This window comes from Delftia sp. JD2, from assembly GCF_001682645.1.
In the GTDB taxonomy this organism is placed as follows: domain Bacteria; phylum Pseudomonadota; class Gammaproteobacteria; order Burkholderiales; family Burkholderiaceae_C; genus Comamonas; species Comamonas acidovorans.
Window position 1 is genome coordinate 21,740 of record NZ_LFJT01000044.1, and the last position, 19,819, is coordinate 41,558.

A 19,819-nucleotide genomic window follows, 5' to 3' on the forward strand; every position below is an offset into this window, starting at 1 on the left:
CGCCTTCAGTCTTGCGGGTCTTTTTCAATTGAAACACCCAGGTCAACATCGCTCCATGCCCAGACGACTTGCGAACCGGATTTCCGCCACCGCCCCAACACCTCTACAGCTCCGCCAAAGAACCGCATGACCACCGCCTCCACGCCCCTGTTTAGCCCCCTGCAGCTCGGCCCGCTCAGCCTGTCCAACCGCATGGTGATGGCCCCCATGACGCGCAGCCGCACCAGCCAGCCAGGCGACGTGCCCAATGCATTGATGGCCACCTACTACGCACAACGCGCCAGCGCCGGCCTGATCGTCTCGGAAGCCACCCAGATCTCCCGCCAGGGCCAAGGCTACAGCTTCACCCCCGGCATCTATTCAGAGGCGCAGGTGGACGGTTGGCGCCGCGTCACGGACGCGGTGCACGCCGCCGGCGGGCGCATGGTGCTGCAGCTGTGGCACGTTGGCCGCATGTCGCATGCCAGCTTTCACGCCGATGGCCTGCCGGTCGCGCCTTCGGCGCTGTCGCCCGAAGCCCAGGTCTGGGTGGTCGGCGACGACGGTGTCGGCCGAATGGTCGACTGCCCCGTGCCGCGCGCACTGAGCGCACAGGACATCCAGGACGTGATCGGCGACTTCCGCAGGGGCTCGGCCAATGCGATGCGTGCCGGTTTCGATGGCGTGGAAATCCACGGCGGCAACGGCTACCTGATCGATCAGTTCCTGCGCACCACCTCCAACCGCCGCACCGACGCCTACGGCGGCGGCATCGCCCAGCGCACGCGCTTCGCCGAAGAGGTCGCGGCCGCCGTGGCGGGCGAGGTCGGGGCCGAGCGCACCGGCATCCGCCTGGCGCCCTTCATCACGCAGCGCAACATGAACTGCCCGCAGATCATCGAGACCATCCTGCATCTGGCCAGCAAGCTCGACGAGATCGGCCTGGCCTACATCCACCTGTCGGAAGCCGATTGGGACGATGCGCCCGAGATTCCGCAGGACTTCCGCCACGCGCTGCGCCGCGCCTACCAGGGCAAGGTGATCGTTGCGGGCAAGTACGACGCGGAGCGCGCCCAAGCCATCCTGCACGAGGGCCTGGCAGACCTCGTCGCCTTCGGCCGCCCCTTCATCGCCAACCCGGACCTGCCGGCGCGCTACGCCGCCCAGGCGCCGCTGGCCGCATTCGATCCGAAGGCCCTGTTTGGCGGCGACGCGCGCGGCTACTCGGACTACGCAGCCCTCGCCACTGCCTGAAACCCTCCTTGCTCTCCCTCCTTGCTATCCCCTCTTCCTCAACCTTTGAAAGCACGACCATGAAAGCCGTTGGATACCAGAAACCCCAGGCCATCAGCCAACCCGAATCGCTGATCGACATCACCCTGCCCGATCCAGTGGCCACCGGCCGCGACCTGCTGGTCGAAGTCAGGGCCGTGTCCGTCAATCCGGTGGACACCAAGGTGCGCGCCAGCGGCGCGCCCGCCGAGGGGCAAACGCACAAGGTGCTGGGCTGGGATGCCAGCGGCATCGTCAAGGCCGTGGGCCCCGAAGTCACGCTGTTCAAGCCGGGCGACCGCGTCTGGTACGCCGGCTCCATTGCGCGCCCCGGCACGAACAGCGAACTGCACCTGGTGGACGAGCGCATCGTGGGCCACGCGCCCAGGTCGCTGGACTTCGCACAGGCTGCGGCCCTGCCCCTGACCGCCATCACCGCGTGGGAGATGCTGTTCGACCGCCTGGGCATCGCGCCGGGCAAGCACCCCAGCCACAAGACGCTGCTCATCATCGGCGCCTCCGGCGGCGTGGGCTCCATCCTCACGCAGCTGGCCACGCGGCTGACCAGCCTTACCGTCATCGGCACCGCATCGCGGCCCGAGACGCAGGCCTGGGTCAAGGAGCTCGGCGCCCACCACGTGATCGATCACAGCCAACCGATTGCCGACGAACTCAAGCGCATCGGCTTTCCCACGGTGGACCACATCGTGAGCCTCACGCAGACCGACCTGCACTTCGCACAGATCGTCGAGGCGATCGCGCCCCAGGGAAAATTCGGCCTGATCGACGATCCCGCGTCGCTGGACATCACCAAGCTCAAGCGCAAGTCGGTGTCGGTGCACTGGGAATTGATGTTCACCCGCGCCCTGTTCGGCACCGACGACATGATCGGCCAGCACCGCCTGCTCAACGAGGTTGCCGCACTGGTCGATGCCGGCCTGATCCGCACCACGCTGGCCGAGCGCTTCGGCAGCATCAACGCCGACAACCTCAAACGCGCCCATGCCCTGATCGAGTCGGGCAAGGCGCGCGGCAAGGTGGTGCTGGAGAACTGGGGCTGAGCCATGAAGACAGAGACCATTTTCAACCTGGCCATCCTTGAGGCGAAGGCCGGCCAGCACGACCAGCTGCGCGACGCCCTGCGCGCGCTGGTGCCATTCACCCGGCAGGAGGCCGGATGCCTGGACTACACGCTGTTCGAGCTGGCGGACACCCCCGGCACCTTCTACATGCGGGAGTCATTCAGGGACCAGGCAGCGCTGGATGCGCACTTCAGCATGCCGTACTTCAAGGCGTTCGAGAAACGCTTCGACGAACTGCTGGCACGCCCCCTGCAACTGGTGGGCCTGAAGGAAGTGCCCTGACGGGCGGTAGAGATCCGGGGGGTACAGGTCCGGGCGGTACAGATCCGGCCGACGACTAGCGCGCGACTGCAACGCGCCGCCCCCACGCTGGCGGCAGCGTGGGGGTTGCCGCCGACAGCTGGTCCCATACGTACTGGGCGGCAAAGCCGTGGTGACGGCTGCGTGAGCGCACCAGGCAGGCTTGCCGGCCCAGATTTTTTTCGGCCAACGGGACTGCGTCCTGCACGTCAAGGCTCATTGCCGCAGCACCGTTGAGCAGCGCAACCATGCCGTTTTCACGAGCGGCATGCACCAGGTCCTCCAGCGTATCGGACTCCAGATGCACGCCCGGCTTCAGCCCCTGCGCCGCAAAGGCGTTGTCGAGCTGGCGCCGCATTGCGTATTCGCTTGGCAGCAAGGCCAGGGGGTGGTTCGCGACCTCGCTGAGCTCCAGCAGGCGTCGCCGCCGGCGGGGCTTCAATCCGACGGCCACCACCGGCTCGTCGAAGCAGGCCAGGATCTCCAGATCGGCATGCGGCTCCGGGTCGAAGCTGACGGCGAGATCGAAATCGCCCCGCAACACGCCCTCCACCAAGGCCTGTGCGGTGCGCCTGCGCAGTGCGATCGCCAGCTGCGGCCACTGCGCCTGGGCCCTGCGCACGACGGGCAGTACCCAGCATCCCGCGTAGGACTGCACCAGGCCGATGCGCACCTGGCCCGCCACGGTGCTCGCACGCGCCTGCACATCGCGCAGCGCCGCCTGCAGCTCACTGAGGCAGGCCGACACACGGCGGTCAAGCTCATGTCCGGAGGCCGTGGCAACGGCGCGCCCGCTCGCACGGTCGAACAGATGCACGTCCAGGGTCGATTCCAGCAAGGCGATCTGCTCCGACAGCGCCGCCTGCGAGATCGAGGCATCGCGCGATGCCGCACTGAAGCTGTGCGCCCGCATCGCCGACACGAAGTAGCGCAACTGGCGCAATGAGACGAGATCGAGGGGGTCGCGGCTGCGTGCGGACATGGCCATCGGATTATCCGATAGGCGCGGCCAGAAAATGCGAATTGCGAAGAAACAAGGGCCTGCCGACACTACGGCCACGAGACAACTCTGGTCACGAGAGCACCGATGAAACGACGCAACTTCCTTCAGTACGCCAGCACGGCGACGGCCATTTCAGCCTTGGGCGCAAGCCCCTCGGCGCGCGCGCAGGCATTCCCGTCCAAGCCCATCCGCATCATCTGCCCCTATCCGGCAGGTGCGACCACCGATGCCGTCTCCCGCCTGATGGCGAATGCCTTGCAGTCGGACAGCGGCAGCACGGTGATCGTCGACAACCGCAGCGGTGCGGGCGGCAACATCGGCACGGAGGCGGCGGCACGCGCCGAGGCCGACGGCTACACGCTGCTGCTGGGCGCACTCGGCCCCATGGCCGCGAATCCGGCGCTGTACTCCAGGCTCAACTTCGATCCGGCCAAGGACTTCACACCGCTGGCATGGGCCGCCTCGGTGCCCTTGATCTGGGCCGTGCATCCCTCCTTCTCGGCGACCACGGCCAAGGAGGCGCTCGAATGGCTGCGCAAGAACCCGGGCAAGTTCTCCTACGCATCCGCCGGCAACGGCACGCCGCAGCACCTGGCGGGAGAACTCGTCAAGCGCCAGACCGGCACCTCGATCCTGCACATTCCCTACCGCGGCTCCGCGCCTGCACTCAACGACGTGCTGGGCGGCACGGTGCAGATGGTGTTCGAAGCCACGCCGGCCATCCTGCAGCATGTGCAAAGCGGGCGCCTGAAGGCGCTGGCGGTGACGTCCGCCCGGCGCATTCCCGCGCTGCCCGGCGTGCCCACGCTCAAGGAATCGGGCGTGGACGCCGAGATCAGCGGCTGGTACGGTTTCCTCGCGCCCGCTGCGACCCCGGCCGACCGCAAGGCCTGGCTGATCAAGCACATGGGCGCGGCGCTGGCGGCCAAGGCCACGCAGGACAGGCTGGCCGAACTCGGCTCGGTGCCCATCGACAACTCGCCCCAGGCATTCGCACGCCTGCTGGACAGCGAGCGGGCACGCTGGCAGACGCTGATCCGCGAAGTCGGCATCAAGCTCGACTGAAGGCGCCGCCCCATGCCGCACATCGCCATCGAGGTATCGCCATCCTTGCTCCCGTCGATCCAGTGGGAGCCGGTCCTGCACGCCATGCACCTTGCGCTGGCCGAGCGCAGATGGGCACGGCTCGCGGACCTGAAGTCGCGCGTGGCCCCCATCGCCGTCGGACTGTGCGGCGAGGACCCCCACGCGCAGCAGCTCATCGCCACCCTGACGCTGACCAACCCGCGCCCGCCACAGATGTGCTCGGCCATAGCCGAGGTCGTGTTCGAGCATCTCTCGCGTGCGATCGGTGCGCCCCTGGAGTCAGCGGCGTGGGTACAGTGCTGCGTGTTCCTGCAGGAGCACCCGAAGTCGCACTACCTCAAGCGGCAATGGAACGCGCCGCCGCCCGCTCCCTCAACTCCATGACAACGGGAAAAGCGCCATGTGTTGCGGCTGGCGGCTGGCGGTTGGCCGCTGGCCGCTGACCGCGCGCTGCCGGCTCAGGCCGCCAGGCCTGCGGCCAGTTGCCGCACGGCCCGGGCACTGGCGCCCTTGCCGGTGATGGCCACCGCTGGGGGGTGGGCCAGCATGCGCTCGAAGACCTTGCGCACTTCCTCGGCACCGATGCCATCGATCATCGCCAGCGTTTCGGCCACGGATGTCACGCTGCCATGGGCAAAGAGGTCCTCGACAGCCCGCTCCATGGTGGCGTAGGTCCGCTCGCCCGCACGCACCCGCGAGACCGCCAGCTGGTTCTTGGCCCGTTCCAGATGCACGGGGTCGATGCCGGCAGCCTGGGCGCGCAGCAGGCCGCCTGTCGCGGCCACCAGCGCTTCGAGCTTGTCCGGGGTCGTGACCGCATGCACGATGAAATTGGCCCACACGTCACCGCCCTCCATCGCCGCATAGGCCGTATAGGCCAGTCCGAGCCGTTCACGCACGGTATCGACCAGGGGCGACGACATCCCCTCGCCCAGCAGATGGGCCGCCAGCGAGGCCACAAGACGCGCACGCTGCGGATGCTCGCCCTGCAACTGCTCGAACACCAGGGGATAGGCCAGGTTCACGAACACCTGGGACACCTGCGTGAAACGTTGCGCCAGGGCCTGCCCCACATACTTTGCGGGCTGAGGGGGCAGCGCCACAGCCGGATTGGCGGAAGCAGGCATGCCGGCGAACAGCTGCGCCGCCTGCTCCAGCCAGGCCGGCACATCGAAGTTTCCGGCCGCGACGACGACGGTCTTTTCTCCCACGTAATGGGACTGCACATGGCGCACCAGATCCTGCCGCGTGAAGCCTTCGATATTGGCCACCGTGCCGATCACAGGCATGCCCATGGGGTCGTCGCCCCAGATGGCGCGGTCCAGCAGATCGCCGGCGCTGTCCTCCGGGTCCTCTTCGTACTCGATGGCCTCCTGCCGGATCACCTGCAGCTCCCTTTGCAGCTCATGCTCGGGAAACACGCTGTTCAGCACGATGTCCGCAATCATTCCCAGCAAGGCCTGCGCATGCCAGCCCAGGCCGGTCATGAAATAGCCGGTGATGTCCTTGCCGGTGAAGGCGTTGACCTCCGCCCCCAGCCGCTCCGCATCCAGGTTGATCTCCTGCACGGAACGCGTGTGCGTGCCCTTGAACGCCATGTGTTCCAGCACATGGCTGATGCCGTTGCTGGTGGAGGTCTCGTCGCGGGAGCCCACGCGCAGGAACACACCCACGCTGACGCTCTGCAAATGCGGCATGGGCAGCGCCAGCAGCCGGACCCCATTCGCAAGAGTGCGCAAGGCCATGGCAGGCCGCTCCAGTTCGGTTGCCGCCAGGGGGTTTTCTTGAATCATGGGCTATTGTCGTCGGGCTCCAGAGGATGCGCAGGGCAGCCCTCTTCAGCCCTCTTTCATGTGCCTGTGATCAAAGCTGTGGGGAGCTCAGCCGCAGCCCATGCGCCACCGGCAGACAGCAAGGCGGACAAGGTCTGGGGACCCTGCGCGTTACCCCTCAAACTAGCTGGATCTCTGTCGCCAGGCACGATGGAACCATTTCTCATTTCCATACAAACAAACATGCTGACCATTGATTTCGATGACTTCAAATTCGATATCGTGCCGACTTCTCGTTCCATCGAGGAAGATGGCGTCCCTTATCGGGACTGGTTGACTCTCAATGTAAAAATCACGGACGGAAATTTTTCGGGCAGTGTTCAGTGGTTGACAATGCCAGCAGAAATCAAAAAATTCCAGCAAGACCTTTCACAGGCCTATCAATCATTGATAGCGGGCCATTTTGATATTGACCCTGTCCAACTCTCGGGGATCGAGCCTCAATTTCTGCTTGCCATCAGGGTAGCAAACGCATGGGGCCATCTGTTCGCCCAATACACCATGAAGGGCTCCCCGGACGGCCCCGAGCTCAAAGGCTCGTTCGGATTGGATCAGAGCTTCCTTCCCGAATGGATCCGTGATCTGGATGAATTGCTGGAATTCCGCGGCCATTAAGAGCCGATAGCACAAATTACCCAGAGCTCAGCACAAGCTCAAAAATTTCATGCATTTGGGCCCAGATAATTCCAGCCATGCCAAAGTCAGAAACAAAAAAGCCCGCATTGACGCGGGCTTGTGGTGGAAACACTGCCAGACAGTTCCAGCAGTTTCCTATTGCGCAATCACTCCCACTCGATCGTCGCCGGCGGCTTGGTCGAAACGTCGTAGGTCACGCGGTTGATCCCGCGCACTTCATTGATGATCCGGCCAGACACCTTCTTGAGCAGGCCGTAGGGCAGCTCGGCCCAGTCGGCGGTCATGAAGTCGCTGGTCTGCACGGCGCGCAGGGCCACGACGTAGTCGTAGGTGCGGCCGTCGCCCATGACGCCCACGCTCTTGACGGGCAGGAAGACGGTGAAGGCCTGGCTGGTGAGGTCGTACCAGTTCTTGCCGGTGGCTTCGTCGGTCCAGTTGCGCAGCTCCTCGATGAAGATGGCGTCGGCGCGGCGCAGCAGGTCGGCGTATTCCTTCTTGACTTCACCCAGGATGCGCACGCCCAGGCCCGGGCCCGGGAAGGGGTGGCGGTAGACCATTTCGCGCGGCAGGCCCAGGGCCACGCCGAGTTCGCGCACTTCGTCCTTGAACAGGTCGCGCAGGGGTTCGAGCAGCTTCAGGCCCAGTTGTTCGGGCAGGCCGCCGACGTTGTGGTGGCTCTTGATGGTGACGGCCTTCTTGCTCTTGGCACCGCCCGACTCGATGACGTCGGGGTAGATGGTGCCCTGGGCCAGGAAGGTGGCGCCCTTGTGGCCACCGTCGCCCGCCTTGAGCTTGGCGGCCTCGGCCTTGAACACGTCCACGAACAGGCCGCCGATGATCTTGCGCTTGGCCTCGGGCTCGCTGACGCCGGCCAGCTTGCCCAGGAACAGGTCGCTGGCGTCCACGCGGATGACCTTGGCGTGCAGCTTGCCCTCGAACATTTCCATGACCATGTCGCCTTCGTTCAGGCGCAGCAGGCCGTGGTCCACGAAGACGCAGGTCAGCTGGTCGCCGATGGCACGGTGGATCAGGGCCGCGGCCACGGACGAATCCACGCCGCCCGACAGACCGAGGATGACTTCCTCGTCGCCCACCTGCTCGCGGATTTTGGCGACGGCTTCCTCGATGTAGTCGCCCATGATCCAGTCGGCATTCGCCGCGCAGATCTCGCGCACGAAGCGGTTGAGCAGGGCCGCGCCCTGCACGGTGTGCGTGACTTCGGGGTGGAACTGGACAGCGTAGAAGCGGCGCGCCTCGTCGGCCATGCCGGCGATGGGGCAGGACGGCGTGGAGGCCATGACCTTGAAGCCCGGGGGCAGCTCGGTGACCTTGTCGCCGTGGCTCATCCAGACCTTGAGCATGCCGTGGCCTTCGGCCGTGGCGAAGTCCTCGATGCCCTTGAGCAGTTCGGTGTGGCCATGGGCGCGCACTTCGGCGTAGCCGAATTCGCGGGTGTGCGAGCCTTCGACCTTGCCGCCCAGCTGGGTGGCCATGGTCTGCATGCCGTAGCAGATGCCCAGCACGGGAATGCCCAGCTCGAACACGGCGTCGGGGGCGCGGTCGTCCACTTCGTAGACGCTGGCGTGGCTGCCCGACAGGATCACGCCCTTGAGGCGGCCGTCGGCGGCGAATTCGCGCACCCAGTCGCTGCTGACGTCGCAGGGGTGGACTTCGCAGTAGACATGGGCTTCGCGCACGCGGCGGGCGATCAGCTGGGTGACTTGGGAGCCGAAGTCAAGAATGAGGATCTTGTCGTGTTGCATGGTCATCTCAGGCAAAGGTGATGGGAGGGGATCAGAAATCTTCAGGGGCCAGCAGCGCCAGCCCGCGCTTGCGCGCGGCGGCGGCCTGGGCCGCGTCAAAGGTGGCCAGCGGCAGGCGCAGCGACTGCGCCAGCCACAGGTAGGCCGCGTCATAGACCGGCAGGCGGGTGTCCAGCGCCACGTCGAGCACGGCCTTGTGCTGGGCGGGCGCCAGCTCGTGCAGTTCCACGCGGTGGCGGATGGCCTCGAGCACGCCCCACAGGCCTTCGACCGAGCTGTGCGGAATGCGGCCGCCGTGCACGCCCGAGGCGATCAGGTTGCCACACTCCCACTGCCAGAGGTTGGGCGCCTGCGGGTCCACTTCATGGCGGCGGATGCGGGTATACAGGCGCTGGGTGTGCACGCTGGCGGCATCGGGCAGCAGCCAGGCGGCGGTGACGGAGGCATCAAGCACGAAGGAGGTCATGCCTGGCTCCGGCCTGCGTGGCGCAGTCGGGTGGTGGCGTCCGGCGCCTGTGCCGACTGTGTCGACTGGGCCGGCCGCACCGTGGCCTGCAGTGCCTGCATCTGCTCCAGCTCGCGGGCGATCTGCTCGTCGGTGATCACGGGGCGGCGGCGCACCGGCAGCATGCGCACCACTTCCTTGCCGTGGCGGGTGATGCGCACTTCCTCGCCCTGCTCGACAAGTTCGATCAGGGCGGAGAAACGGGTCTTGGCTTCGTAGATGCCGACAGATTGCATGGCGGGGCTGAAAACAAAAACAGGCCTGGTGTCCGGCCTGGCCCGAATTCTATCATTCTGGCCAGAATTTCCAAAAATTCAGACCAGAACCATGCGGATATTCGAGGGCCTTGCCTCGGGGGCTGTCGGTGAACGCCACTCAGCGCTGTTCGCGCACGAAGCCGACAAACCGCGCCAGCGCGGGCGACATGGCTCCGGCAGGCCAGGCCAGACTGGTCTCGCAGACCGGCAGGGCAACGGCCTTGCTGCCTGCACGGGCGCTGGCGAAAACCACCTCGCGATAGACCACGCCTGGCCTGCAGAACTGCATCACGCTGGCGGGCACCCAGGCCAGGCCGATGCCGCCCCAGACCAGGTTCACGATGGTCTGCATCTGTATCGCCTGCTGCGCGATGCGCGGCACATGTCCGTGCCGTCGGTACAGATCCGTCACCGCGTCATGGAGCGAGGGCATGATGCGGCGCGGAAAGATCACCAGCGGCTGCTCCAGCACTTCGTCGAGCATCAGCCGGTCTGCACCGGCAAGCGCATGCTGCTGAGGCAGGGCCAGCACCATGGCTTCCCGCCCCACGGCCAGGCGCTCCAGGCCGGCCGGCGCATGCCCGGGGGCATGCAGCATCAGCCCGGCATCGATCTGCCCGCGCTCGAAGGCTTCCATCTGCACATCGCTGGTGGCCTCGACCAGCTCCAACGCCACACCGGGCGTGCCTGCAACGAAGTCCCGCACCCACAGCGGCAGCCGGGTGAAGCCGATGGTGGAGACAAAGGCCAGCCGCACGCGCCCCACTTCTCCCGCTGCCGCAGCCCGCGCAATCCCGGGCAGCGCTGCCGCCCGCGCCAGAAGCTCACGCACCTGCGGCACAAGCGCCTCGCCAGCGGGCGTCAGCGCGACGTGGCGGCTCGAGCGCTCGAACAGCGCCACGTCCAGGCTGCGCTCCAGCTGGGCGATGGCCTGTGTGAGCGGCGGCTGCGTCATGTGCAGGCGCGACGCGGCGCGGCCGAAGTGCAGCTCGTCCGCCACGGCCAGGAATTGCCGCCAGACGCGCAGATCAATGGGGGGCTCATTCATATGTGCAGCATATCAATCATGCCGATGAATAGGATTGGATCAGATGAATCAGTCGGCCCATACTCATCCAACCCCCACAACGAGAGACATGCCATGACCCCGCCGAACCAGATCAACCGCCGAAGCTCCCACATCACCGAAGGCAAGGCGCGCGCAGCCAACCGCTCCATGTTCTACGGCATGGGCTACAAGGAAGAGGATTTCAAGAAGCCCATGGTCGGCGTGGCCAACGGCCACAGCACGATCACGCCGTGCAACTCCGGCCTGCAAAGGCTGGCGGACGCGGCCATCGCAGGCATCGAGGAAGCCGGCGGCAACGCGCAGGTGTTCGGCACGCCGACCATCTCGGACGGCATGTCCATGGGCACGGAAGGCATGAAGTACTCGCTGGTCAGCCGCGAGGTGATCGCCGACTGCATAGAGACCTGCGTGGGCGGCCAGTGGATGGATGGCGTGCTGGTGGTCGGCGGCTGCGACAAGAACATGCCCGGCGGCATGATGGGCATGCTGCGCGCCAATGTGCCGGCCATCTATGTCTACGGCGGCACCATCCTGCCCGGCAGGTGGAAAGGCCGGGACCTGAACATCGTCAGCGTGTTCGAGGCCGTCGGCGAAAACGCCGCGGGCAAGATCAGCGACCAGGAGCTCAAGGACATCGAGCAGCACGCCATCCCCGGCACGGGCTCGTGCGGCGGCATGTACACCGCCAACACCATGTCCAGCGCGTTCGAGGCGCTGGGCATGAGCCTGCCCTACTCCTCCACCATGGCCAATCCCCATGATGAAAAGGAGAACTCGGCCAAGGAATCCGCCAGGGTGCTGATCGAGGCCATCAAGATGGACCTCAAGCCGCGCGACATCGTGACGCGCAAGTCCATCGAGAACGCGGTCTCGGTGATCATGGCGACCGGGGGCTCCACCAATGCCGTGCTGCACTTTCTTGCGATCGCCCATGCGGCCGGCGTGCCCTGGTCCATCGACGACTTCGAGCGCATCCGCCAGCGGGTGCCGGTGCTGTGCGATCTCAAGCCCAGCGGCAGATACCTGGCGGTGGACCTGCACCAGGCGGGCGGCATCCCGCAGGTCATGAAGATCCTGCTGAATGCGGGCCTGCTGCACGGCGACTGCATCACCATCTCGGGCCAGACCATCGCGCAGACCCTGGCCGGCGTGCCTGACGAACCGCCCAACCCGCAGGTCATCCGCCCCCTCTCGGACGCGCTCTATCCGCAGGGCCACCTGGCCATTCTCAAGGGCAACCTGAGCCCGGAAGGTGCGGTGGCCAAGATCACGGGCCTTAAGAACCCGGTCATCACCGGCCCGGCACGCGTGTTCGACGATGAGCAATCGGCACTGGCGGCCATCCTCGACGGCAGGATCCAGGCCGGCGATGTGATGGTGCTGCGCTACCTGGGCCCCAAGGGCGGCCCCGGCATGCCGGAAATGCTGGCCCCCACGGGCGCCCTGATCGGCGCCGGCCTGGGCGAGAGCGTGGGCCTGATCACCGATGGCCGCTTCTCCGGCGGCACCTGGGGCATGGTGGTCGGCCACGTGGCGCCGGAAGCGGCCGTGGGCGGCACCATCGCGCTGGTGCACGAGGGCGACTCGATCACCATCGACGCGCACGCATTGCAACTGCAGCTGAACGTGCCCGAAGACGTGCTCGCCCAGCGCCGTGCGGCATGGAAGGCCCCCGCGCCCCGCTACACGCGGGGCGTGCAGGCCAAGTTCGCGTTCAACGCATCGAGCGCCAGCTCGGGCGCGGTGCTGGACAACTTCGCCATCTGAGCTTCGTCATCTAGGCGCACAAAAAAAGAGGTCCGGGCAGTGGCTGCCCGGACCTCTTTTCCATCTCGCGCCAAGGCGCTGGATCGGGATCAGTCGGCGCGGTAGTTGGGCGCTTCCTTGGTGATCTGCACGTCATGCACGTGCGATTCACGGATGCCTGCGGCGGTGATCTCGACGAACTCGGCCGTGTTGTTCATCTCTTCGATGGTGGCGCAGCCGCAGTAGCCCATGGCAGCGCGCACGCCGCCGGCCATCTGGTAGACGATGGAAACCATGGAGCCCTTGTAGGGCACGCGGCCTTCGATGCCTTCGGGCACGAGCTTGTCGGCGTTGGGATTGCCGGTGCTCGACTCCTGGAAGTAGCGGTCGGCCGAGCCCTGCTGCATGGCGCCGATGGAGCCCATGCCGCGATAGCTCTTGTACGAACGGCCCTGGTACAGGATGACCTCGCCCGGAGCCTCTTCGGTGCCGGCGAACATGCCGCCCATCATGATGGTCGAGGCGCCAGCGGCCAGGGCCTTGGCGATGTCGCCCGAGAAGCGGATGCCGCCGTCGGCGATCAGCGGCACGCCCGTGCCCTGCAGGGCCTGGGCCACGCTGTCGATGGCCATGATCTGGGGCACGCCCACACCGGCGACGATGCGCGTGGTGCAGATGGAGCCAGGGCCGATGCCGACCTTGACGGCGTCGGCGCCTGCCTCGGCCAGTGCCAGCGCAGCGGCGCCGGTGGCGATGTTGCCGCCGATGACATCGACCTGCGGGTAGTTCTGCTTGACCCAGCGCACGCGGTCGATCACACCCTTGCTGTGGCCGTGGGCCGTGTCCACCACCAGTGCATCGACGCCGGCCTTGACCAGCAGCTCCACGCGCTGCTCGGTGCCCTCGCCCACGCCCACGGCGGCGGCCACGCGCAGGCGGCCTGCGCTGTCACGCGCTGCGTTGGGGAAGGTGGTCTGCTTGGTGATGTCCTTGACGGTGATCAGGCCCTTGAGTTCAAAGGCGTCGTTCACGACCAGGATGCGCTCGAGCTTGTGCTTGTTGAGCAGGGCCTTGGCTTCCACGGGCGTGGTGCCGTCCTTCTCGTTGACGGTGATCAGGCGCTCGCGCGGCGTCATGATCTGGCTGACCTTGACGTCGTAGCGGGTCTCGAAGCGCAGGTCGCGGCTGGTGACGATGCCGACCACCTTGCCGCCGTCGCACACGGGAAAGCCGGAGATGCCCAGGTTCTCGGACAGCTGCAGCACCTGCAGCACGGTGTGCTCGGGGGTGATGACCACGGGGTCGTGCACCACGCCGGATTCATGGCGCTTGACCTTGGACACTTCGGCAGCCTGTTGCTCTGCCGTCATGTTCTTGTGGATGACGCCGATACCGCCCTCTTGCGCAATGGCAATGGCCAGACGCGCTTCGGTCACGGTGTCCATGGCGGCGGACACAAGGGGGATGTTCAGGGAGATGTTGCGCGAAAAGCGCGTCTTGAGCGAGGTGTCCTTGGGCAGGACCTGGGAGAAAGCGGGGACCAGGAGGACGTCGTCGAAGGTCAGGGCTTTACCGAGAAGGCGCATGTGAGAGCTCCAAAAGAAGGATTGTACCCGTGCGCCGGATCACAATGTATGCTGTAGGCCATTGTTCCCCGCTATCGCTGCCCGCCATCATTTCCTGCTATTGCTACCTGCAACCGGCCCGATCACCCCAATCACCATGCATGCCACCAAGCTTGTTTTGCTAGCCGCGCTTGCCGCCTGTTCGCTATCCGCAGCCGCCCAGTGGCAATGGGTCGACGCCACAGGCCGCAAGGTCTTCAGCGACCGCGCGCCACCCCCTGACATTCCGGCCAAGAACATCCTGCGCCAGCCTGGCGGCAGCGCGCCCGCTCCAGCAGCGGCGGCGCCATCCACTGCACCGGCGGCTACAGATGCGGCCACGCAGCCCGCTGCAGATGCAACGGCACAGGCAGCGCCTGCCGCCGCCAAGGACGCCAAGCCCGCAGGCACCGACAAGGCCCTGGAAGAGCAAAAGCGCAAGGCCGAGGCCCAGGAGGCCGCCAAGGCCAAGGCAGAAAAGGAACGCATTGCCAAGGATCGCCAGGAAAACTGTGCGCGGGCGAAACAGGCCAAGACGGCACTGTCATCGGGCGGCCTGCTGGCACACACCAATGCCCAGGGCGAACGCGGCTTCATGGACGAAGCCACGCGCAACAGCGAACTCAAGCGCGCCGACGCCACCATCGCCTCGGACTGCGGCCCGGTGCGCTGAGCGCCGCCCTCCGTCAGTAACCGGCCTTGGCCCCGGGCCTTTGGCGCTGGAACAGGCCTGTGGCGCGGGCTCCCTGGCGCGCAAAGCGCTCGCGGCGCGCCACCTTGGGGTCCACGGTCAAGGGCCGGTACAGCTCCACGCGATCGCCGTCGCGCAAGCCTTGCGTCAAAGGGGCGCTGCGGCCCCAAAGGCCAGCGGGCCCCTCCTGTGCAAAGCCCAGCGCCTGCCAGCCACCAGCGGCCTCGACCGCGTCGGCAATCGAGGCGCCGGCCGGCAATTGCAGGGCCAGTTCAACGACTTCACCGGCACGCGGGCTGCATGCCAGCGTGATGCACAGAAACGGCCGGGGTTCAGCCATAGACCTGCTCGGCGCGCTTGACGAAGGCATCCACCATGGAGCCCGCGATGCGGTCGAACACCGGGCCGACCACGGCGGCCAGCGCCATGTTGTCAAAGCCATAGTCCAGCTGCAGCTCCACGCGGCAGGCGCGCTGCGAGCCGTCGCCCACGGGGCGGAACATCCAGTTGCCCTCCAGCCGCGAGAACGGCCCCTTGATCAGGCGGATGCTGACCTGGCGCCCGCCATCGTCGAGCACGCTGTGCGTGTTGCGCGTGACGAAGGACTTGCGCATGCCGCCGAATGCAATGCCCACCTCGGCCGTCATGCCCTGCTCGTCCTGCTCCAGCACCCTGGCCTGGTCGCACCAGGGGAGGAAGTCGGCATAGTGGGCCACGTCCGTCACCAGGGCAAACATTTCTTGGGGGCTGTACCAGATCAGGACGGACTTGTTGACTTTTTTCATGAATGGGGCGGGCTGCACGGCATGCAAAACACCGGCTGCGCGGTCATGGCGCATACGGCTGTCACAATGACGGCAAGGCGAAACTAAAATCCCGCACGGAGGCGAGACGGCAATCCAGTATTGTATGGAGAGCTTTCATCTCCAGGTTTTCGCCGCATCTATTACTCCATGGCCAAGAAACCTGAAACACAGTCGCGCATCGCCGACAACAAAAAAGCCGCGTTCAACTACTTCTTCGAGGAACGCTTCGAGGCCGGCATCGTGCTGCACGGCTGGGAAGTGAAGGCACTGCGCAGCGGCAAGGTGCAGCTGACCGACGGCTACGTCATCGTCAAGGACGGCGAGCTGTTCCTGCTCGGCTGCCAGATCAACCCGCTCAAGACCGCCTCCACCCACGTCAACCCCGACGCGGCGCGCATCAAGAAGCTGCTGCTCAAGAAGGACGACATCCTGCGCCTGATCGGCAAGGTCGAGCAAAAGGGCTTCACGCTGGTGCCCATCAACCTTCACTGGAAGAACGGCTTCGTCAAGTGCGACATCGCCCTTGCCAAGGGCAAGGCCGAGCACGACAAGCGCGACGTGATCAAGGACCGCGAAGGCAAGCGCGAGGTCGAGCGCGCCATGAAGAGCTTCAACCGTTGACGGGCATCCGCAGCTTTTTTTGCACTGCTGCGGAATAAACCGGCACGGCCCAGTGTTCATTGCAGTGTCCGGCCGCAATTTCGCGCGCCGGCAAGCACCGGAGACAGCGATGAAGAAGCTCGGCATGAAACTTGGTACCTGTGCCTTCACGGCAGCCCTGACATTGACCCTGGCAGGCTGCTATTCCGCGCCTGCGGCCAACGCCTCTGGCCAGACCCCGCCCAGCGCGGTCAGCGTGCAAAACGGCATGCTGGTCGGCGCCAACGGCATGACGCTCTACACCTTCGACAAGGACACGGCCGGCAGCGGCAAGTCCGTCTGCAACGGCCCCTGCGCGACCAACTGGCCGCCGCTGATGGGCAAGCAGGCGCCGTCCGGCGGCAACTACAGCGTGATACAGCGCGACGATGGCAGCAGCCAGATCGCCTACAAGGGCAAGCCGCTGTACTACTGGGTGAAGGACGGCAAGGCCGGTGACACCACGGGCGACGGCGTCATGGGCGTCTGGCATACCGCACGCCCCTGATTCCAGCCGCATCCGCCTTCGGACCTGCCCATGGACCGCAGCCAGATCCTGGAGCACCTGCCCGGCCTGCGCCGCTATGCGCGGCTGCTGGCAGGCGATGCCTGGGCCGCCGACGACCTGGTGCAGGACACGCTGGAACGTGCCTGCCGCAAATGGCTGCTGTGGCGCCCCGACGGCGATCTGCGCGCCTGGCTGTTCACGCTGATGCACAACCTCTACCTGAACCAGCGGCGCTCTGCCGCGCGCGGGCAGTGGCTGGACATAGACAGCCTGTCCGAGACCCTGGCCGCACCCGAGGACAGCAGCGACGCGGCCCTGGACCTGGAGCGCTGCCTGCAGCGCCTGCCCGCCGAGCAGCGGGCCGTGCTGCTGCTGGTCAGCGTGGAGGACATGAGCTACGCCGACACGGCGCGCCTGCTGCAGCTGCCCCTGGGCACCGTGATGTCGCGGCTGTCGCGCGCACGGTCCCGGCTGCGCGAATTGATGGAGACCCCATCGGCCTCCTCTGCAGCGCCTGCACAGTCAGCACCGACTGCCAAGGCCGCAACACCCCAAGCCGCAGCCCCCGCGCTGCGCCGGCTCAAATGACGAGGCCGCCATGACCGCATCCGCCCCCACCCCTCTTTCATCTTCCTCGCCCTTGCCCCCGCCCATTTCCGACGAGCAGTTGCACGCCCTGGTCGATGGCCGCCTGCCCGCGCAGCAGGCGCAGGCACTGCGCGACCAGCTGGACGAAGACAGTGCCGCGCGCGTGGAGCAATGGCAACGCCAGCGCCAGTTGCTGCGCGCCCTGCATGCCGCCCGGGATGAACCCGGCATGCCCGACGAAATGCGCGCCGCCGCCGAACAGTTGCAGGGCCTGCACCAGCGCCAGCAGCAGTGGTGGCGCTGGGGTGGCATGGCCGCGGGCTGGATGCTGGCCTTCGGCCTGGGCTGGCTGGTGCATGGGCAGCAGGCGGTGCCAGCCGCCGCGCCATCAACGGCGGCCACGCTGGCTGCCGCCACCCCGGCCCGCTTCGCCCACCAGGCGGCCGTTGCCCATGCGGTCTACCAGCCCGAGCAACGCCACCCGGTCGAGGTGGAGGCAGCGCAGCAGGCCCATCTGCTGCAGTGGCTGTCCAAGCGCCTGGGCCGGCCGCTGAAGCTGCCGGCACTCACGGACCTGGGCTATGAGCTGGTGGGCGGCCGATTGCTGCCCGGCGACAGCGGCGCACGCGCCCAGTTCATGTACCAGGACGCGGCCGGCGAGCGCATCACCCTGTACCTGGGCGCGCTGCAGGACCCGGCCACGCACGGCGAGACCGCCTTTCACTTCAGCAGCGACGGCCCCGTGCCCAGCTTCTACTGGGTGGACCAGGGCTTTGGCTATGCGCTCAGCGGCGCCCTGCCGCGCAACCGGCTGCTGCAGCTGGCCACGGCCGTGCACCAGCAGCTTTGAAGCCTGGGGCCACGGCTACCAGGGCAGCGGCGCCGCCTCGCCGTTGCCATGCTCGCCGTAGTACAGCGAGGGCAGGAAGCGCGACAGGTAGGTGAACTCCGTGTAGCAGTGGCGCAGCAGGCCCAGGCCCAGCGCGTCAGGCAGCTCGGCCGCCGGGTCGGCGCAGGACTGGCCCAGCAAAAAGCGGCTGCGCAGCACGCAGCCAAAAGGCGTGTCACGCGCCAGGTGCACCATCTGCCCGTCCATGGGGTCCCCGCTGGCGTCCAGCTGCACATGCTCGCCAAATCCGATGCGCGCATAGACGGCGGCCGATGCGCGTTTTTCGGCAAAGGCCAGCTCCAGTTGCGCAGGGTCGAAAAGCTCGCGCGGATCATGGAACTTGAGCCTGGCCGCCACGGGCGGAATATCGGCCAGGGACTCCACGGCCTCGATGGACGCGCCGATGTAGCTCTCGCCCTTCTTCCATTGCGCATCCCAGCCGCGATGCGCGATGTGGTCATGCGGATGCCACCACTTGATGTGCTGCGTGGTCTCGAAGAACTTGAACCACCAGTCCAGCATGCGGCCGCTGCAGCCATGCAGGTCGGTGCGGCAGGCCACCACCAGGCAGCCGCTGGGCAGCCGCTGGATTCCCGTCTCCAGCCGCAGCGGCGTGATGTGCAGCAGCTCGTCGATGCGGGAAATGTCGGGCTCGAAGGCATGGGAGTTCATGGGTGTTTTCCGTTCCTGGGTTGATGAGGAAAAGCCATCTTATATTAAAGAAACGAACAACGTTTCCAAACAATCGGATAATCCCTACCGGGTAACAAAATGCTGCACAACCAGGCACGACCCTGCACAACACCGAACGGAACGACAAGAAATCCAATGGAATCCGAAATCACTCCTGCGGCCCCCCGGCCGCGCGGGCGGCCGGCCCGGCCCGAGCACGAGGCCAACGATGCCGCCGTGGCCGCCGCCACCTGGCTCTTGCTCAACGAAGGCTATGCCGCCACCACCATGGAAGCCGTGGCCAGGCGCGCGGGGCTGGCCAAGAAAACGCTCTACCGCTTTGCCGCCAACCGCGAGGACCTGGTGGCCCTGGTGGTGCGCGGCTGGACCGACGGTTTCCGCCCCGCCCTGTCGGCCGATGCGCAATCGGCCGCAGAGGTGGCCCCAGCGCTGGCCGAGATCCTGCGCGTGATTGCCGCGCGCGTGCTGTCGGCCGAGGCAGTGGGCATGTTCCGCCTGCTCACCACCGATTTCCCCGCCAAGCCCGAGCTGCTGGAGGTCTACCAGCGCAACGGCATAGAGCGCGGCCGCGGCATGCTGGTGGACTGGCTGCGGCGCCAGTGCAGCAAGGGGTTGCTGCGGGCCGAACAGCCCGAAGTCGTCTGCGACCTGCTGCTGTCCATGGTCATTGCCGAGCCCCTGCGGCAGATGGCCCTGGGCCTGACCCCGCCCGTGCCCGAATGGGACCCGGGGCCGCGCATAGAGCATGCGGTCCGGCTGCTTGCCGGCCAGGCCTGCAGCATGGAGCCGGCGGATCGTTGAATGAAAAAAGGCCACCCGGCATGGCGCCGGATGGCCTTTTGAACCCTTGGAGGTTTGAGCAACCGCCGCG

General features: G+C 66.5%; 23 protein-coding genes. 13 read left to right on the plus strand and 10 right to left on the minus strand.

The window, feature by feature from the left end:
- Positions 1-126: 126 nt before the first annotated feature.
- Genes ACM14_RS21145 through ACM14_RS21155 form a run of 3 tightly spaced genes read left to right on the plus strand, consistent with a single transcriptional unit; the run spans position 127 to position 2,615 of the window.
- Positions 127-1,233 (plus strand): alkene reductase, encoded by a 1,107-nt coding sequence (locus ACM14_RS21145; RefSeq protein WP_065347237.1) that lies wholly within the window; start codon positions 127-129, stop codon positions 1,231-1,233.
- Positions 1,234-1,292: 59 nt separating this feature from the next.
- Positions 1,293-2,312: a zinc-binding alcohol dehydrogenase family protein gene (locus tag ACM14_RS21150; RefSeq protein ID WP_047470751.1), complete on the plus strand. Its 1,020-nt coding sequence runs from the start codon at positions 1,293-1,295 to the stop codon at positions 2,310-2,312.
- Positions 2,313-2,315: 3 nt separating this feature from the next.
- Positions 2,316-2,615, plus strand: coding sequence for a putative quinol monooxygenase (locus ACM14_RS21155; RefSeq protein ID WP_013802999.1), 300 nt, complete (start codon positions 2,316-2,318; stop codon positions 2,613-2,615).
- A 55-nt stretch (positions 2,616-2,670) separates the two neighbouring features.
- On the opposite strand, the gene ACM14_RS21160 is transcribed toward ACM14_RS21155, so the two are convergent.
- A complete protein-coding gene (locus tag ACM14_RS21160; protein WP_254662114.1) occupies positions 2,671-3,615 on the minus strand; it encodes a LysR family transcriptional regulator in 945 nt (314 codons plus the stop codon).
- Positions 3,616-3,720: 105 nt separating this feature from the next.
- On the opposite strand from ACM14_RS21160, the gene ACM14_RS21165 reads away from it, so the two are divergent.
- Both ACM14_RS21165 and ACM14_RS21170 read left to right on the plus strand, forming a co-directional pair.
- Positions 3,721-4,701 (plus strand): tripartite tricarboxylate transporter substrate binding protein, encoded by a 981-nt coding sequence (locus ACM14_RS21165; RefSeq protein WP_065347239.1) that lies wholly within the window; start codon positions 3,721-3,723, stop codon positions 4,699-4,701.
- Positions 4,702-4,713: 12 nt separating this feature from the next.
- Positions 4,714-5,106 carry a 5-carboxymethyl-2-hydroxymuconate Delta-isomerase gene (locus tag ACM14_RS21170; RefSeq protein ID WP_065347240.1) on the plus strand — a complete coding sequence of 131 codons (393 nt, stop codon included), beginning with the start codon at positions 4,714-4,716 and terminating at the stop codon, positions 5,104-5,106.
- Between the two features lie 74 nt (positions 5,107-5,180).
- Here the strand turns inward: ACM14_RS21170 and ACM14_RS21175 are convergent, their stop codons facing one another.
- Positions 5,181-6,467 (minus strand): pitrilysin family protein, encoded by a 1,287-nt coding sequence (locus tag ACM14_RS21175; protein ID WP_065347254.1) that lies wholly within the window; start codon positions 6,465-6,467, stop codon positions 5,181-5,183.
- 270 nt (positions 6,468-6,737) lie between these two features.
- Between ACM14_RS21175 and ACM14_RS21180 the strand changes: the two genes are divergently transcribed.
- Positions 6,738-7,169, plus strand: a complete 432-nt coding sequence (locus tag ACM14_RS21180) for a hypothetical protein (protein WP_065347241.1) — start codon at positions 6,738-6,740, stop codon at positions 7,167-7,169.
- Between the two features lie 167 nt (positions 7,170-7,336).
- On the opposite strand, the gene guaA is transcribed toward ACM14_RS21180, so the two are convergent.
- The 4 genes from guaA to ACM14_RS21200 all read right to left on the minus strand — a co-directional run bounded on the left by guaA (position 7,337) and on the right by ACM14_RS21200 (position 10,763).
- Positions 7,337-8,953 carry a glutamine-hydrolyzing GMP synthase gene (gene guaA / locus ACM14_RS21185; protein WP_034364424.1) on the minus strand — a complete coding sequence of 539 codons (1,617 nt, stop codon included), beginning with the start codon at positions 8,951-8,953 and terminating at the stop codon, positions 7,337-7,339.
- Positions 8,954-8,984: 31 nt separating this feature from the next.
- On the minus strand, positions 8,985-9,419 hold the full coding sequence (locus ACM14_RS21190; protein WP_012204856.1) for a type II toxin-antitoxin system VapC family toxin: 435 nt from the start codon (positions 9,417-9,419) through the stop codon (positions 8,985-8,987).
- Positions 9,416-9,694, minus strand: a complete 279-nt coding sequence (locus tag ACM14_RS21195; protein ID WP_065347242.1) for a type II toxin-antitoxin system Phd/YefM family antitoxin — start codon at positions 9,692-9,694, stop codon at positions 9,416-9,418. Before ACM14_RS21195 ends, ACM14_RS21190 begins: the two co-directional genes overlap by 4 nt.
- A gap of 139 nt (positions 9,695-9,833) precedes the next feature.
- Entirely contained in the window at positions 9,834-10,763 is a 930-nt protein-coding gene (locus tag ACM14_RS21200; RefSeq protein WP_047474145.1) for a LysR family transcriptional regulator, read from the minus strand.
- A gap of 93 nt (positions 10,764-10,856) precedes the next feature.
- Here ACM14_RS21200 and ilvD point away from each other — a divergent pair, with 93 nt between their 5' ends.
- Positions 10,857-12,551 (plus strand): dihydroxy-acid dehydratase, encoded by a 1,695-nt coding sequence (ilvD, locus tag ACM14_RS21205; protein WP_043820742.1) that lies wholly within the window; start codon positions 10,857-10,859, stop codon positions 12,549-12,551.
- 89 nt (positions 12,552-12,640) lie between these two features.
- On the opposite strand, the gene guaB is transcribed toward ilvD, so the two are convergent.
- Positions 12,641-14,116 (minus strand): IMP dehydrogenase, encoded by a 1,476-nt coding sequence (gene guaB / locus ACM14_RS21210; protein ID WP_013803023.1) that lies wholly within the window; start codon positions 14,114-14,116, stop codon positions 12,641-12,643.
- Positions 14,117-14,252: 136 nt separating this feature from the next.
- Between guaB and ACM14_RS21215 the strand changes: the two genes are divergently transcribed.
- Positions 14,253-14,807, plus strand: coding sequence for a DUF4124 domain-containing protein (locus tag ACM14_RS21215; protein ID WP_065347243.1), 555 nt, complete (start codon positions 14,253-14,255; stop codon positions 14,805-14,807).
- A gap of 13 nt (positions 14,808-14,820) precedes the next feature.
- Here the strand turns inward: ACM14_RS21215 and ACM14_RS21220 are convergent, their stop codons facing one another.
- Positions 14,821-15,165, minus strand: coding sequence for an RnfH family protein (locus ACM14_RS21220; protein WP_065347244.1), 345 nt, complete (start codon positions 15,163-15,165; stop codon positions 14,821-14,823).
- Positions 15,158-15,610 (minus strand): type II toxin-antitoxin system RatA family toxin, encoded by a 453-nt coding sequence (locus ACM14_RS21225; protein WP_034398355.1) that lies wholly within the window; start codon positions 15,608-15,610, stop codon positions 15,158-15,160. The genes ACM14_RS21220 and ACM14_RS21225 overlap by 8 nt, the downstream gene beginning before the upstream one ends.
- Before the next feature lie 168 nt (positions 15,611-15,778).
- Here ACM14_RS21225 and smpB point away from each other — a divergent pair, with 168 nt between their 5' ends.
- From smpB to ACM14_RS21245, 4 genes are all read left to right on the plus strand, one after another.
- Positions 15,779-16,252, plus strand: coding sequence for an SsrA-binding protein SmpB (gene smpB, locus ACM14_RS21230; protein ID WP_013803027.1), 474 nt, complete (start codon positions 15,779-15,781; stop codon positions 16,250-16,252).
- Between the two features lie 109 nt (positions 16,253-16,361).
- A complete protein-coding gene (locus ACM14_RS21235) occupies positions 16,362-16,778 on the plus strand; it encodes a hypothetical protein (RefSeq protein ID WP_012204847.1) in 417 nt (138 codons plus the stop codon).
- A gap of 30 nt (positions 16,779-16,808) precedes the next feature.
- Positions 16,809-17,366, plus strand: coding sequence for an RNA polymerase sigma factor (locus tag ACM14_RS21240; protein WP_065347245.1), 558 nt, complete (start codon positions 16,809-16,811; stop codon positions 17,364-17,366).
- 10 nt (positions 17,367-17,376) lie between these two features.
- Positions 17,377-18,216 (plus strand): anti-sigma factor, encoded by an 840-nt coding sequence (locus ACM14_RS21245; protein ID WP_065347246.1) that lies wholly within the window; start codon positions 17,377-17,379, stop codon positions 18,214-18,216.
- Positions 18,217-18,231: 15 nt separating this feature from the next.
- Here ACM14_RS21245 and ACM14_RS21250 read toward each other — a convergent pair whose 3' ends face one another.
- Positions 18,232-18,927 (minus strand): hypothetical protein, encoded by a 696-nt coding sequence (locus ACM14_RS21250; RefSeq protein ID WP_012204844.1) that lies wholly within the window; start codon positions 18,925-18,927, stop codon positions 18,232-18,234.
- A 156-nt stretch (positions 18,928-19,083) separates the two neighbouring features.
- Between ACM14_RS21250 and ACM14_RS21255 the strand changes: the two genes are divergently transcribed.
- Positions 19,084-19,749, plus strand: coding sequence for a TetR/AcrR family transcriptional regulator (locus tag ACM14_RS21255; RefSeq protein WP_065347247.1), 666 nt, complete (start codon positions 19,084-19,086; stop codon positions 19,747-19,749).
- The last annotated feature ends 70 nt before the right edge of the window (positions 19,750-19,819 follow it).

What these genes read in the sequence shown, in the direction of transcription:
- ACM14_RS21165 (WP_065347239.1), top strand. Translation starts at nt 3,721, where the DNA reads ATGAAACGACGCAACTTCCTTCAGTACGCCAGCACGGCGACGGCCATT.
- ACM14_RS21250 (WP_012204844.1), bottom strand. Translation starts at nt 18,927, where the DNA reads ATGAACTCCCATGCCTTCGAGCCCGACATTTCCCGCATCGACGAGCTG.
- ACM14_RS21145 (WP_065347237.1), top strand. Translation starts at nt 127, where the DNA reads ATGACCACCGCCTCCACGCCCCTGTTTAGCCCCCTGCAGCTCGGCCCG.
- ACM14_RS21155 (WP_013802999.1), top strand. Translation starts at nt 2,316, where the DNA reads ATGAAGACAGAGACCATTTTCAACCTGGCCATCCTTGAGGCGAAGGCC.
- ACM14_RS21160 (WP_254662114.1), bottom strand. Translation starts at nt 3,615, where the DNA reads ATGTCCGCACGCAGCCGCGACCCCCTCGATCTCGTCTCATTGCGCCAG.
- guaB (WP_013803023.1), bottom strand. Translation starts at nt 14,116, where the DNA reads ATGCGCCTTCTCGGTAAAGCCCTGACCTTCGACGACGTCCTCCTGGTC.
- ACM14_RS21195 (WP_065347242.1), bottom strand. Translation starts at nt 9,694, where the DNA reads ATGCAATCTGTCGGCATCTACGAAGCCAAGACCCGTTTCTCCGCCCTG.
- ilvD (WP_043820742.1), top strand. Translation starts at nt 10,857, where the DNA reads ATGACCCCGCCGAACCAGATCAACCGCCGAAGCTCCCACATCACCGAA.
- ACM14_RS21215 (WP_065347243.1), top strand. Translation starts at nt 14,253, where the DNA reads ATGCATGCCACCAAGCTTGTTTTGCTAGCCGCGCTTGCCGCCTGTTCG.
- ACM14_RS21225 (WP_034398355.1), bottom strand. Translation starts at nt 15,610, where the DNA reads ATGAAAAAAGTCAACAAGTCCGTCCTGATCTGGTACAGCCCCCAAGAA.
- ACM14_RS21175 (WP_065347254.1), bottom strand. Translation starts at nt 6,467, where the DNA reads ATGGCCTTGCGCACTCTTGCGAATGGGGTCCGGCTGCTGGCGCTGCCC.
- ACM14_RS21235 (WP_012204847.1), top strand. Translation starts at nt 16,362, where the DNA reads ATGAAGAAGCTCGGCATGAAACTTGGTACCTGTGCCTTCACGGCAGCC.
- guaA (WP_034364424.1), bottom strand. Translation starts at nt 8,953, where the DNA reads ATGCAACACGACAAGATCCTCATTCTTGACTTCGGCTCCCAAGTCACC.
- ACM14_RS21255 (WP_065347247.1), top strand. Translation starts at nt 19,084, where the DNA reads ATGGAATCCGAAATCACTCCTGCGGCCCCCCGGCCGCGCGGGCGGCCG.
- ACM14_RS21245 (WP_065347246.1), top strand. Translation starts at nt 17,377, where the DNA reads ATGACCGCATCCGCCCCCACCCCTCTTTCATCTTCCTCGCCCTTGCCC.
- smpB (WP_013803027.1), top strand. Translation starts at nt 15,779, where the DNA reads ATGGCCAAGAAACCTGAAACACAGTCGCGCATCGCCGACAACAAAAAA.
- ACM14_RS21240 (WP_065347245.1), top strand. Translation starts at nt 16,809, where the DNA reads ATGGACCGCAGCCAGATCCTGGAGCACCTGCCCGGCCTGCGCCGCTAT.
- ACM14_RS21220 (WP_065347244.1), bottom strand. Translation starts at nt 15,165, where the DNA reads ATGGCTGAACCCCGGCCGTTTCTGTGCATCACGCTGGCATGCAGCCCG.
- ACM14_RS21150 (WP_047470751.1), top strand. Translation starts at nt 1,293, where the DNA reads ATGAAAGCCGTTGGATACCAGAAACCCCAGGCCATCAGCCAACCCGAA.
- ACM14_RS21180 (WP_065347241.1), top strand. Translation starts at nt 6,738, where the DNA reads ATGCTGACCATTGATTTCGATGACTTCAAATTCGATATCGTGCCGACT.
- ACM14_RS21170 (WP_065347240.1), top strand. Translation starts at nt 4,714, where the DNA reads ATGCCGCACATCGCCATCGAGGTATCGCCATCCTTGCTCCCGTCGATC.
- ACM14_RS21190 (WP_012204856.1), bottom strand. Translation starts at nt 9,419, where the DNA reads ATGACCTCCTTCGTGCTTGATGCCTCCGTCACCGCCGCCTGGCTGCTG.
- ACM14_RS21200 (WP_047474145.1), bottom strand. Translation starts at nt 10,763, where the DNA reads ATGAATGAGCCCCCCATTGATCTGCGCGTCTGGCGGCAATTCCTGGCC.